Annotated in this window: 10 protein-coding genes; 6 read left to right on the top strand and 4 right to left on the bottom strand. The window is 64.9% G+C overall.

Features of this window, described 5'->3' with window-relative positions; all coding sequences use genetic code 11:
• Nucleotides 1-29 precede the first annotated feature (29 nt).
• Nucleotides 30-890 carry a prephenate dehydratase gene (locus CI41S_RS07655; protein WP_139480322.1) on the bottom strand — a complete coding sequence of 287 codons (861 nt, stop codon included), beginning with the start codon at nucleotides 888-890 and terminating at the stop codon, nucleotides 30-32.
• A 33-nt stretch (nucleotides 891-923) separates the two neighbouring features.
• Complete coding sequence (locus CI41S_RS07650) at nucleotides 924-1,664, bottom strand: 3-deoxy-manno-octulosonate cytidylyltransferase (protein ID WP_139858190.1); 741 nt, start codon at nucleotides 1,662-1,664, stop codon at nucleotides 924-926.
• Between the two features lie 199 nt (nucleotides 1,665-1,863).
• Here CI41S_RS07650 and CI41S_RS07645 point away from each other — a divergent pair, with 199 nt between their 5' ends.
• The 6 genes from CI41S_RS07645 (at nucleotide 1,864) to CI41S_RS07620 (ending at nucleotide 10,348) form a co-directional block, all read left to right on the top strand.
• Entirely contained in the window at nucleotides 1,864-2,409 is a 546-nt protein-coding gene (locus CI41S_RS07645; protein ID WP_139858188.1) for a c-type cytochrome, read from the top strand.
• A gap of 265 nt (nucleotides 2,410-2,674) precedes the next feature.
• Nucleotides 2,675-4,531: an extracellular solute-binding protein gene (locus CI41S_RS07640; RefSeq protein ID WP_139858595.1), complete on the top strand. Its 1,857-nt coding sequence runs from the start codon at nucleotides 2,675-2,677 to the stop codon at nucleotides 4,529-4,531.
• A gap of 16 nt (nucleotides 4,532-4,547) precedes the next feature.
• Nucleotides 4,548-6,419 (top strand): extracellular solute-binding protein, encoded by a 1,872-nt coding sequence (locus CI41S_RS07635; protein WP_139858186.1) that lies wholly within the window; start codon nucleotides 4,548-4,550, stop codon nucleotides 6,417-6,419.
• 3 nt (nucleotides 6,420-6,422) lie between these two features.
• A complete protein-coding gene (locus CI41S_RS07630) occupies nucleotides 6,423-7,535 on the top strand; it encodes a microcin C ABC transporter permease YejB (protein WP_139858184.1) in 1,113 nt (370 codons plus the stop codon).
• Nucleotides 7,535-8,719 (top strand): ABC transporter permease, encoded by a 1,185-nt coding sequence (locus CI41S_RS07625; RefSeq protein WP_139480317.1) that lies wholly within the window; start codon nucleotides 7,535-7,537, stop codon nucleotides 8,717-8,719. The genes CI41S_RS07630 and CI41S_RS07625 overlap by 1 nt, the downstream gene beginning before the upstream one ends.
• A gap of 3 nt (nucleotides 8,720-8,722) precedes the next feature.
• Entirely contained in the window at nucleotides 8,723-10,348 is a 1,626-nt protein-coding gene (locus CI41S_RS07620; RefSeq protein WP_139858182.1) for an ABC transporter ATP-binding protein, read from the top strand.
• A 278-nt stretch (nucleotides 10,349-10,626) separates the two neighbouring features.
• Here CI41S_RS07620 and CI41S_RS07610 read toward each other — a convergent pair whose 3' ends face one another.
• Both CI41S_RS07610 and CI41S_RS07605 read right to left on the bottom strand, forming a co-directional pair.
• Nucleotides 10,627-11,469 (bottom strand): C40 family peptidase, encoded by an 843-nt coding sequence (locus tag CI41S_RS07610; RefSeq protein WP_139858180.1) that lies wholly within the window; start codon nucleotides 11,467-11,469, stop codon nucleotides 10,627-10,629.
• Nucleotides 11,462-12,841: a leucyl aminopeptidase family protein gene (locus CI41S_RS07605; RefSeq protein WP_139858178.1), complete on the bottom strand. Its 1,380-nt coding sequence runs from the start codon at nucleotides 12,839-12,841 to the stop codon at nucleotides 11,462-11,464. The genes CI41S_RS07610 and CI41S_RS07605 overlap by 8 nt, the downstream gene beginning before the upstream one ends.
• Between the last annotated feature and the right edge of the window lie 91 nt (nucleotides 12,842-12,932).

Below are 12,932 nucleotides of genomic sequence, written 5' to 3'. Positions count from 1 at the left end.
GGCCCGGACGACGCAAGGGAAGGCCCGGCCTAATCCCGCGTCTCGCTGAACGTGGCGCGGAACGGATGACCCGGATAAACCCCGACGATGCGGAATTCGCGCGAGAAGAATTTCAGCTCCTCCAGCGCAAAGGCCAGCCCGCGGTCCTCGGGGTGACCGTCGACGTCGGCGTAGAACTGGGTGGCGAAGAAATTGCCGTCGACCATGTAGCTCTCGAGCTTGGTCATGTTGACGCCGTTGGTGGCAAACCCGCCCAGCGCCTTGTAGAGCGCGGCGGGCAGGTTGCGCACCCGGAACACGAAGGTGGTGACCAGCGGCCCGGAGCCCTGCGCCGCCCATTTGGCCTCGCGCGCCAGCAGCACGAAGCGGGTGGTGTTGTGGGCCTCGTCCTCGATGTCCTCGGCCAGGATGTCGAGGCCGTAGATCTCGGCGGCGAGGCGCGAGGCGATCGCGGCGACGCTCTTGTCCTTGCGTTCGGAAATGTCGCGGGCGCTGCCGGCGGTGTCGGCGGCGACCATCGGCCTGATGCCGAGCTTGCGGATCACGCGCCGGCACTGGCCCAGCGCATGGACATGGCTCTCGACGCTCTTGATGTCGGAAAGCTTGGTGCCCTTGATCGCCATCAACTGGTGGCGAACCGGCAAAAACCATTCGCCGACGATGAACAGGCCGGAGGCCGGCAGCAGGTGATGGATGTCGGCGACGCGGCCGGCGACCGAGTTCTCGATCGGGATCATGCCGAGATCGGCCTCGCCCGAGGAAATCGCGGCGAGCGCGTCCTCGAAGGTCGCGCAGGGCAGCGGCTCGGCGTCGGGATAGGCCTCGACGATCGCGATATGGGAATTGGCGCCAGGCTCGCCCTGGAATGCGATTTTCAGCTTCTTGGTCATCGGTTCTTTCCTGGCCGGCCTTTTAGCACCCGGTCAGGCTTTGGAAAGTATCCTGCGCGCGGTTTCGAGGTCGGCCGGGGTGTCGACGCCGCGCGGGACGGTGTCGACGATGGTGACGTCGATCCGCATCCCGGCCTCCAGCGCGCGCAGTTGCTCGAGCTTCTCCTGCTGTTCCAGCGGCGAGGGCGGCAGCGTCACGAACCGCTCCAGCGCAGCGCGCCGGTAGGCATAGAGGCCGATATGGTGGTAGCGCGGTCCGTTGCCGTAGGGCGCGGAGGCGCGGGTGAAATACAGCGCGCGGAGCCGGTTCGGCCCGATCGGCGAGCCGACCGCCTTGACCACGCTGGGGGCCTGGTCCTCCTCCTCGGTATGGATGCGCGAGGCCAGCGTCGCGATATCGACCGCGGGGTCGGCCAGCGGCGGCATCACGCTGCGGATGGTGTCGGGCGTGATGGTCGGGAAATCGCCCTGCAGATTGACCACGATCTCGGCCGTCCCGTCCGGATCGAGCATCGTCATCGCCTCATGGATCCGGTCCGAGCCGGACGGGTGGTCGGCATGGGTCATCACCACCTCGCCGCCATGGGCGGTCACGGCCGCTGCGATCTCCGCCGTGTCGGTCGCGACCGCGACCCGGCCGATTCCGGCCGCCTCGGCCCGCCGCAACACGTGCACGATCATCGGCAGGCCGGCGATATCAAGCAGCGGTTTGCCGGGCAGCCGGGTGGCGGCCATGCGGGCGGGAATCAGCACCAGAGTACGAGGTTCGGTCATTGGCGTCGGGGCCTGTCCGGCCAGCGGAAATTGACGGGGAGGAGGTTGAATTCGGCGCGTTTATACGGGTTGCCAGAGCGCGGGCAAACCGATATCTCAAACCGGCTTGGGGGCGGTGCGAAAGGCCGATTCCCAGGTCTCTCCCCGCGGCCGTATTCCCGGCCTGAAGTCGACATTCAAGGCCCGGAGCCTGACCCCGATGGACTCCTTCGAACTGAACAAGATTCTCGGTGCGGTGCTCGGCACCTGTATTTTTGTCCTGGTGCTGAGCTTTGCCGCCGGCGCGGCGTTTTCGCCGAAGCTGCCGCAGAAGCCGGGCTTCGAGATCGCGGTTAAGGAGGAGACCCATGGCGGTGGCGAGGCCGCTGCGGCGTCGTCCGAGCCGATCGAGAAGCTGCTGCAGACCGCCTCCGTCGAGAAGGGCGCTGCCGCGGCCAAGAAGTGCCAGGCTTGCCACACCTTCGAGAAGGGCGGTCCCAACCGCGTCGGCCCGAACCTGTTCGGCGTCGTCGGCGAGAAGAAGGGCGAGGGCCGCGGCTTCAACTTCTCGGCGGCCATGAAGTCCAAGGGCGGCGAATGGACCTTCGACGACCTCAACAAGTTCCTGACCAATCCGAAGGGCTTTATCCCGGGCACCGCGATGGGCTTTGCCGGCGTGCCGAAGGACAGCGAGCGCGCCGACATCATCGCCTATCTGAATTCGAACTCGGAGCACCCGGCTCAGCTTCCGACCGCTTCGAAGTAGCGATTTGCTTCGCCACATTCCGCACCGATCAAACGGCCAGGCAATGCCTGGCCGTTTTCGCATGGAAATCACCTGTCGCGGGGTTGTTATCGGGACGTTTCGCCGCACCGGATTTGTTCCCGGGCAATTATCATGAGGAAAAAGCAACGTAATTTGTCGAACCGTTGCCTTATATTGGGTCCCATCTAACCGGGGGCCGCGAGCAGGAAGAGCGAAATTGGCGATCACCCGACGACACCTCCTACAAGGCACCGCGCTGGCCGCCATGGCGCCCGCGCTCGGACTCAACTCGGGGCTTTCGGCGATCACGCCGGCCCTGGCGAACGATGCTCCCGACGGGTTGAAATGGCGGCACGGGCTGTCGACCTACGGCGAAATCAAGTACCCGGCCGATTTCAAGCGCTACGACTATGTCAGGCCGGACGCACCGAAGGGCGGCGTGGTGCGGCTGTTCCAGCCCGGCACCTATGACAGCTTCAACCTCGTCGTTGCCGGCTTGAAGGGCACCGTGTCCACGGCGGTCAGCCGCATCTACGACTCGCTGATGGAAGCCTCGCTCGACGAGCCTGATACGTATTACGGCGAACTTGCCGAGGGCGCAGCCTTCCCCGACGATTTCTCCTATGTGATCTACCGCCTTCGCGCCGGTTCGCGTTGGCACGACGGCAAGCCCGTCACGCCGGAGGATGTGATCTTCTCCTTCCAGGCGCTGAAGGCCAACAGCCCGATGTTCAGCGGCTACTACCGGCATATCGAAAAGGCCGAGAAGATCGGCGATCGCGAGATCAAGTTCACCTTCGACAGCCCGGGCAACCGCGAGCTGCCGATGATCACCGGCCAGCTCATTATCTTCCCCAAGCACTGGTGGGAGGGCACCGATGCGCAGGGCAACAAGCGCGACATCACCGCGAGCACGCTGGAGCCGCCGCTCGGCTCGGGGCCGTATCGGATCAAGGAATTCGTGGCCGGACGATCCGTGGTGCTCGAGCGCGTCAAGGACTATTGGGGCAAGGATATTCCCATCGCGATCGGACAGAACAATTTTGACGAGCTGCGCTACGAGTATTTCCGGGACGACACTGTCGCGCGCGAGGCGTTGAAGGCCGACCAGTTCGACTGGTACGGCGAGCGCAGTGCGAAGGAATGGTCCACGGCCTATGACGTTCCCCCAGTCCGTGAGAAGCGGCTGCTCAAGGAGCTGTTCACGGTCCGCAATGTCGGGCGGATGCAGGGCTGGGTGTTCAATCTCAGGCGCCCGAAATTCGCCGATCCCCGGCTGCGCCGTGCCTTCAACTACGCGTTCGATTTCGAAGAGATGAACCGCGTGCTCTCGACCGGCGAGTATCACCGCGATTCCAGCTATTTCGACGGCATTCCCGATCTGATGGCGACCGGTCTGCCGGAAGGCAAGGAACTCGAGATCCTGGAGACGGTTCGGGACAAAGTGCCGCCCGAGGTCTTCACGACGCCCTACAAGGATCCGGTCGGCGGCACGCCGGAAAACGTGCGGGCCAATCTGCGCGAGGCGACGCGGCTGTTGAAGGAAGCCGGCTTCGAGATCCGCGATCGCAAGCTGGTCGATTCGTCCGGCCAGCCGTTCACCGTCGAGATACTCGGCAACAGCGGCGATTCCGGCATGGAGCGAATTGCGCTGTTCTACAAGCCGAGCCTGGAGCGCCTCGGCATCACCGTCAATCTGCGCGCGGTCGATACCGTGCAGTATCAGAACCGGGTGCGCGATTTCGATTTCGAGATGGTTACCCATGTCTGGGGGCAGTCGATCTCCCCCGGCAACGAAGAGCGCGACAATTTCAGTTCCCAGGCTGCCGATCGGCAGGGCTCGAACAATCTTCCCGGCATCAAGAATCCGGCGGTCGATGCCATCATCGAGCGCATCATCTTCGCGGGCAGCCGCGCCGATCAGGTCGCGGCCGCAAAGGCGCTCGACCGTGTCTTGCTCTGGAACTTCTATCTGGTTCCCCACTTCAATTACGACAAGCAGCGTTACGTGTACTGGGATCGTTTCAGCCATCCCGACCCGCTGCCGAAATACGGTGTGTCGGGATTCCCAAATCTCTGGTGGTACGACGCCGACAAGGCGGCCAAGCTCAAGCGTTCATAACGTCAAGGATTCGCGCATGGCGCTGTTTACCCGTCGGCACGCACTCGGTCTCGGCATCGGTGCGTTGAGTGCTGCAGGATTTCGTGCCACGCCGGCGTTGGCCGAAAACGGAGCCGAGATGCACGGCATGTCGGTGTTCGGCGACCTGAAATATCCGGCGGATTTCCAGGTGTTCGACTACGTCAATCCGAAGGCGCCGAAGGGCGGTTTTTTTTCAACGATCCCTTCGACCCGCGCCTATAACCAGTCGTTCTATACCTTCAGCTCGTTCAATGCCTTCATCCTCAAGGGTGAAGGTGCGAAGGGAATGGAATTGACCTTCGATTCGCTGATGGCGCGCGCGGCCGATGAACCCGATGCGATGTACGGGCTGGCAGCAAAATCGGTCTCGATTTCTCCCGACAAGCTCACCTACCGTTTCACGATGCGGCCCGAAGCGCGTTTCAATGACGGCTCGAAGCTGACGGCGCAGGACGTCGCCTTTTCGCTCAACACGTTGAAGGAGAAGGGGCATCCACTGATCGTGGTGCAACTGCGCGATTTCGTGAAGGCCGAGGCGGCCGACGACGCCACGGTGATCGTGACTTTCGCGCCCAACCGCGCCCGCGACGTGCCACTTTATGTTGCAAGTCTGCCGATCTTCTCGAAGACCTATTACGCGACCAGGCAATTCGAAGAGTCGACCATCGAAGTGCCGCTCGGCTCCGGGCCGTACAAGGTCGGTAAGTTCGAAGTCAATCGCTTCGTCGAATACAATCGCGTCAAGGATTGGTGGGCCGCCGACTTGCCGGTCAATCGCGGCAGCTACAATTTCGACATCGTGCGCTACGAATTCTACCGCGATCGCGACGTCGCGTTCGAAGGCTTTACCGGCAAGAACTATCTCTTCCGCGAGGAATTCACTGCGCGAGTCTGGGCGACCCGGTACGATTTCCCCGCCATCAAGGACGGGCGGGTCAAGCGCGAGACGTTGCCGGATGAAACGCCGTCCGGTGGACAAGGCTGGTTCTTCAATACCCGTCTCGACAAGTTCAAGGACCCGCGCGTACGCGAGGCATTGGTCTATGCCTTCGATTTCGAGTGGACCAACAAGACCATCATGTATGACGCCTACGCGCGTAGTGTCTCCCCGTTCCAGAATTCGGACATGGTGGCGACCGGTCTGCCGTCGCCGGAGGAATTGAAACTGCTCGAACCGTTCCGCGGCCAAGTGCCGGACGAGGTGTTCGGTGAGCCTTTCGTGCCGCCAGTATCGGATGGGTCGGGGCAGGACCGCGCACTGCTGCGCAAGGCTACACAACTGCTCAACGAGGCAGGATGCATCGTCAAGGACGGCAAGCGGCGACTGCCCAATGGCGAACCCCTTACGATCGAGTTTCTACTCGACGAGCCGACATTCCAGCCGCATCACGCCAGCTTCATCAAGAATCTTACCCCGCTTGGGATCGACGCCAACATCCGGCTGATCGACGTGGTGCAGTATCGTGCGCGGGTCGAGGCTTTCGACTTCGAGGTGACGACGCAGCGTATTAGCATGTCGGCAACGCCCGGCGACAGCCTGCGGCCTTACTTCACGTCCCACGCCGCCGCCACCAAAGGCTCGTACAATCTCGCTGGCGTGGCCAATCCGGCGATCGACGCATTGGTCGAGAAAGCCATTGCTGCCGAGACACGAGCGGACCTGACTTTTGCCTGCCGCGCGATCGATCGGGTATTCCGAGCCGGCCGCTACTGGGTGCCGCAATGGTATTCCGGCAAACATCGCGTCGCCTATTGGGATCAGTTCGCGCATCCGGAGAAGCCGGCGAAATATGCCCAGGGCGTCGGCGCGCCCGAGAACTGGTGGTACGATGCGGCGAAGGCCGCGAAGCTCGAGCAGGCGAAGTAGCCGATGAGCGCCTATATCGCCCGCCGAATTCTGCTGATGCTGCCGACCCTGCTCGGCATCCTGTTCGTGTCCTTCGTGGTCGTGCAGTTTGCGCCGGGCGGGCCGGTCGAGCGCGTCATCGCGCAGATCAATGGCGCCGACACCGGCGGCACCTCGCGTGTCTCGGGCGGCGGCGGCGATCTGGCCGCGCAGCGCGGCCAGGGTGCCGGGGCAGCCGGTGCTGCGATCAACTCGAAATACCGCGGCGCGCAGGGGCTCGATCCCGACTTCATCAAGAAGCTCGAGGTGCAGTTCGGCTTCGACAAGCCGGCGCCGGAGCGCTTCGCGCTGATGGTGTGGAATTTCGCCCGCTTCGATTTCGGCAACAGCTATTTCCGCAGCGTCAGCGTGATTCAGCTGATCAAGGAGAAGCTGCCGGTCTCGATGTCGCTCGGCATCTGGATGACGCTGTTGACCTATCTGATCTCGATCCCGCTCGGCATCCGCAAGGCGGTGCAGGACGGCTCGCGGTTCGACACCTGGACCTCGGCGGTGATCATCATCGGCTTTGCGATTCCGGGCTTCCTGTTCGCGATCCTCCTGATCGTGCTGTTCGCCGGCGGCTCGTTCCTCAACATCTTCCCGCTGCGCGGTCTCACGTCAGACGGTTGGTCCCAGTTCCCGTGGTACTGGAAGATCATCGACTATTTCTGGCATCTGACGCTGCCGCTGGTGTCGATGGCGCTCGGCGCGTTCGCCACCATGACGCTGCTGACCAAGAACTCGTTCCTCGACGAGATCCGCAAGCAGTATGTGATGACCGCGCGCGCCAAGGGCTGCAGCGAGCGCCAGGTGCTGTACGGCCACGTCTTCCGCAACGCCATGCTGATCGTGATCGCGGGTTTCCCGGGTGCCTTCATCCACGCCTTCTTCTCCGGCTCACTGCTGATCGAGACCATCTTCTCGCTCGATGGGCTTGGTCTGCTCGGGTTCGAGAGCGTGCTGAACCGCGACTATCCGGTGGTGTTCGGCACGCTGTTCATCTTTTCGCTTGTCGGGCTCGTGGTGAACCTGCTCTCCGATCTCGCTTATATGTGGATCGATCCGCGGATCGACTTTGAGGCGCGGGAGGTGTGATGACGATGCTCGCGCCCCAGCCGGTCGAAACCACGACGCAATCGCCGCTCGGCGAAGCCGTGCCCGCCACGCACCACGGCTTTGCACCGTCGCCGCTCAACAGGCGGCGCTGGCAGAATTTCAAGGCCAACCGCCGCGGCTACTGGTCGTTCTGGATCTTCCTGACCCTGTTCGTGGTGTCGCTGTTCGCCAACTTCATCGCCAACGACAAGCCGCTGCTCGTCAAATATGACGGCCATTTGTATTGGCCGGTGGTGGCCAACTACGCCGAGACCACGTTCGGCGGCGACTTCGAGACCGAGGCCGACTATCGCGATCCCTATTTGCAGAAGCAGATCGCGGCCAAGGGCGGCACCATGATCTGGCCGCCGATCCGCTACTCCTATGACAGCCGCAATCTGGATCCGCCGACCCCCGTACCGTCGAAGCCGACCTGGCTGCTGACCGAAGCGCAGTGCAAGGACGTGGTGCAACGGAAAGGGCTGACCGGCTGCCGCGACCTCGAATACAACTGGCTCGGCACCGACGATCAGGGCCGTGACGTGGTCGCGCGGCTGATCTACGGCTTCCGCATCTCGGTGCTGTTCGGCCTGACGCTCACCATCCTGTCCTCGATCATCGGTGTTGCTGCCGGCGGCGTGCAGGGCTATTTCGGCGGCTGGACCGATCTGATCTTCCAGCGCCTGATCGAGATCTGGACCGCGATCCCCTCGCTGTACCTGCTGCTGATCATCTCGGCGGTGCTGCCGCCCGGCTTCTTCATCCTGCTCGGCATTCTCCTGCTGTTCTCCTGGGTCTCGCTGGTCGGCCTGGTGCGCGCCGAGTTCCTGCGCGGCCGCAATTTCGAATACATCCAGGCGGCGCGCGCGCTCGGCGTCTCCAACGCCGTGATCATGGTCCGCCATCTGCTGCCGAATGCGATGGTCGCGACCATGACGTTCCTGCCCTTCATCGTGTCGTCCTCGGTGATGACGCTGACGGCGCTGGATTTCCTCGGCTTCGGCCTGCCGCCCGGCTCGCCGTCGCTTGGCGAATTGCTGTCGCAGGGCAAGGCCAATGTGCAGGCGCCGTGGCTCGGCCTCACCGGCTTCTTCTCGGTCGCGATCATGTTGTCGCTCCTGATTTTCATCGGCGAAGCCGCGCGCGACGCCTTCGATCCGCGCAAGACGTTCTCGAAGGGCTAACGCATGGATGCCAGCAACCAGCCCCTGCTCGATGTCAGTGACCTCTCGGTCGCGTTCGGCCGCGCGCTCGCGGTCGACGGCATCTCGTTCTCGATCAAGCGCGGCGAGTGCGTCGCGCTGGTCGGCGAGTCCGGCTCGGGCAAATCGGTCAGCGCGCTGTCGGTGCTGAAGCTCTTGCCCTATCCGGCGGCGTCACACCCCACGGGCGCGATCCGCTTCCGCGGCCGCGATCTGTTGACCGCATCGGATCAGGAGATGCGCGAGGTCCGTGGCAACGACATCTCGATCATCTTCCAGGAGCCGATGACCTCGCTCAATCCGCTGCAGACCATCGAGACCCAGATCGGCGAGATTCTGTCGCTGCACCGGGGGATCGGTGGCAGCGCGGCGCGGGCGCGGACGCTGGAATTGCTGCGCCAGGTCGGCATTCCCGAGCCGGAGACGCGGCTGCAGAGCTATCCGCACCAATTGTCCGGCGGCCAGCGCCAGCGCGTGATGATCGCGATGGCGCTCGCCAACGACCCCGATCTTCTGATCGCGGACGAGCCGACGACCGCGCTCGACGTCACCGTGCAGGCGCAGATCCTGGCGCTGCTCGCCGAGATCCGCGCGCGGCTCGGCATGAGCCTGCTGTTCATCACCCACGATCTCGGCATCGTCCGCCGCATCGCCGACACCGTCTGCGTCATGAACAACGGCAAGATCGTCGAGCAGGGGCCGGTCGAGCAGGTCTTCACCGCCCCGCAGCACGCCTACACCAAGGCTTTGCTCGCGGCCGAGCCGAAGCCGGATCCGGCGCCGCCGCAGCCGGACGCGCCGGTGGTGATGTCGGCGGACAATCTCAAGGTCTGGTTTCCGATCAAGCGCGGGCTGCTGCGCTCGACCGTCGGCCACATCAAGGCGGTCGACGGCGTCAGCCTCGCGGTGCGCAAGGGCGAGACGCTCGGCGTGGTCGGCGAATCCGGCTCCGGCAAGACCACGCTTGGGCTGGCGCTGCTGCGGCTGATCTCCTCCGATGGTCCGATCGTGTTTCTCGGCAACGACATCCAGGGCCTGCGCTTCAAGCAGATGCGGCCGTTCCGCCGCGACATGCAGATCGTGTTCCAGGACCCGTTCGGCTCGCTCAGCCCGCGCATGTCGATCGCCGACATCATCGCCGAAGGGCTCGAGGTGCACCAGAAGCAGCTGTCACGCGAGGAGCGCGAGGCGCGGGTGGTCAAGGCGCTGAAGGATGTCGGCCTCGATCCCGAATGGCGCTTCCGCTATCCGCATGAATTCTCCGGCGGCCAGCGCCAGCGCATCTCGATCGCGCGCGCGGTGGTGCTGGAGCCGAACTTCATCGTGCTGGACGAACCGACGTCGGCGCTCGACATGCTGTTCCAGGCCCAGATGGTCGACCTGCTGCGCGACCTGCAGCGCAAGCGCGATCTCACCTACATGTTCATCTCGCACGATCTGCGCGTGGTGGCCTCGCTGGCGAGCCACCTGATCGTGATGAAGTCGGGCAAGGTGGAGGAGGAGGGGCCGGCCTCCGTGCTGTTCAAGACCCCGAAGAGCGACTACACCCGCGCTTTGTTCGCCGCCGCGTTCCGGCTCGAGGCCGACGGCGACGGCGCGGTGGCGACGTAGCGATGCTGTCGCTTCGTTCTGTCTAGGATAGTGAAGTCTCAAAGGGGCGTCGTAAGGAGAGCACGCCGGTCAGGCTCCCTCCCCCCTTGCGGGGGAGGGTGGGGAGAGGGGTAAGCCCCAAGCGAGATGATCGACCTGGATTTCGCTTTCCCAATTCTGGCCATGCGTCGTTCAACGAATAGGGCGGAGAGAGTTCGCCGCGTGGCACCCCTCTCCCTAACCCTCCCCCGCAAGGGGGGAGGGAACCCGGCCGCCGGTGCTCACCTCACGCGATCCGACTACAGCCGCTTGATCGCAGCAACCTCGCTGCCGGCGGCCTTGATCCGCGCGATCGCGGCCTGGGTGTTCTCCACCACGGTTGCCATGTGATGCGCGTTGGCGTGCACGATGGTGGTGGCAGCGCGGACGATGGCGACATGGCCCTTCCAGAAGATCAGGTCGCCGCGCTGCGGATGCTTCGCCTCCGCGGCTGTCAGCGAGCGGCCGAGGCCGTCCTGCTGCATGTCACTGTCGCGCGGGCAGCCGGTGCCGGCTGCCGTCAGCGCGACCTGCACCAGGCCGGAGCAGTCGATACCGAGGCTGGATTTGCCGCCCCAGAGATAGGGCGTGCCGACGAACTGCTCGGCGACCGCGACGAAATCCTTTGCCATCACCTCGAGCGGAGCGACGTGCTGACGCGGCAGGTGCCAGCCTTCGCGAGTCACGGCAAACGGGCCCTCCTCGCGGATGACCGTCAGCTTGGTGCCCAGCGCCAGCGCCTCGACCGGCGGCAGCTTGATCGACGGCCCCGGGAAGGCGAGCGTGCGCAGCGTCGTCACCTTGTGCGTCGGCGCTGCACCCGGCCTGGTCAATGCCGCATCGGGAATCCAGCCGACATAGCCGTCATCGCCGAGCTGGCCCCACGCCCAGCCTTCGCCGTTGCGGTCGTAGATCGTGACCCGCTCGCCCTTCAGCGCCTGCGTCATCTGCTCGGCGTCGGACGCCGGGGCGCGGCGCAGCGGCGCGATCGCCTCGCCGACCTCGTAATCCTGGCCCTCGACGAAGCGCGCCGCCCGGACCTTGCCTTCGAGATACTTTGCGGCGAGGTCGTCGCGGGCCGGGGTCAGGCGGGGGTCATGCATAGCGCTGGCTCAAGAGTTTGTAGATCGCGCGCGCGGCCTGGCACTCGCCGCCCTCGGGGCGGCCGGGCTTGGCCGACGGCGTCCAGCCATAGATGTCGACATGCAGCCAGCTCGCCGCATGCTCGACAAAGCGCTGCAGGAACAGGGCGCAGGTGATCGAGCCGGCAAAGCCTCCCGACGGCGCGTTGTTGATGTCGGCGGTCTTGGAGTCGAGCCAGGCATCGTAGGCCGGCCACAGCGGCATCCGCCACAACGGATCGTTCTCCCCCCTGGCGTGCGCGGCGACGTCGGCGGCGAGCGTCTCATCATTGGTGTAAAAGGGCGGTAAATCCGGCCCCAGCGCGACACGCGCCGCGCCGGTCAGCGTGCCGAGATCGACCAGCAGGTCGGGCCTCTCCTCATCGGCCAGCGCCAGCGCGTCGGCGAGCACCAGCCGTCCCTCGGCGTCGGTGTTGCCGATCTCGACGGTGACGCCCTTGCGCGAGCGGAAGATGTCGAGCGGACGGAACGCATTGCCGGCCACCGCATTCTCGACCGCCGGAATCAGCACGCGCAGCCGCAGCTTCAGCTTGGCGTCCATCACCATCTGCGCCAGCGCCAGCACGTTGGCGGCGCCGCCCATGTCCTTCTTCATGAGCAGCATGCCGCTCGACGGCTTGATGTCGAGGCCGCCGGCATCGAAGCAGACGCCCTTGCCGACCAGCGTCACCTTCGGGTGGGCCGGGTCGCCCCAGCTCAGATCGATCAGCCGCGGTGCCCGCGTCGAGGCCATGCCGACGGCGTGGATCAGCGGAAAGCCCTGTTCGAGCGCCTCGCCGGTGATGCAGTCGAAGCCGGCGCCGAACCGCGCCGCCAGCTCGCGCGCGGCGTCGGCGAGCTCGGCGGGACCCATGTCGTTGGACGGCGTGTTGATGAGGTCGCGCGCCAGCGCCGCCGCATCCGCCATCCGCGCGATCTCTGCGGCATCGATGCCGTCTGATGGCACCAGTCGCACCTCGGGCACTTCATTTTTGCGATAGCGGCCGAAGCGGTATGCGCCGAGCGCGAACGCCAGCGCGGCGAGCCTCGTGTCATGCGGCGCGTTGGCAAAACGGTAGACGCCCGGCGGCAGCAGGCCGGGCAGCGCGCCCGGCCGGAACGGATCGCGCGCCTTGTGGGTCTCGTCCTCGAGACCGAACAGCACCTGCGCGATGCTGCCGTCGGCGGCCGGCAAGGTCAGGCACTTGCCGGGCTTGGCGGCAAAGCCGTTGGCTTCGGCAAACTGCCGCGCCGGCGCCGGCAGCTCGTTCCGGATCGCGTCCCAGGTCGATTTGGTGACGAAGGTGATCGGGATGGCGGCGGGGGTGGTTGCGGTCTCGAACACGGATGACATGCGGCTCTCGGCTGTTCAGGCGTCGTCGGTCGTACACGCCTTTCGCGGGCGATGGTAGCGCGCCGGCGTTGCGCGGCGGTGACCGGAACCT

This window comes from Bradyrhizobium ivorense, assembly GCF_900696085.1.
Lineage (GTDB): Bacteria > Pseudomonadota > Alphaproteobacteria > Rhizobiales > Xanthobacteraceae > Bradyrhizobium > Bradyrhizobium ivorense.
Note: the sequence above shows the minus strand (reverse complement) of the source record. Positions and strands in the feature narration are given on the sequence as shown.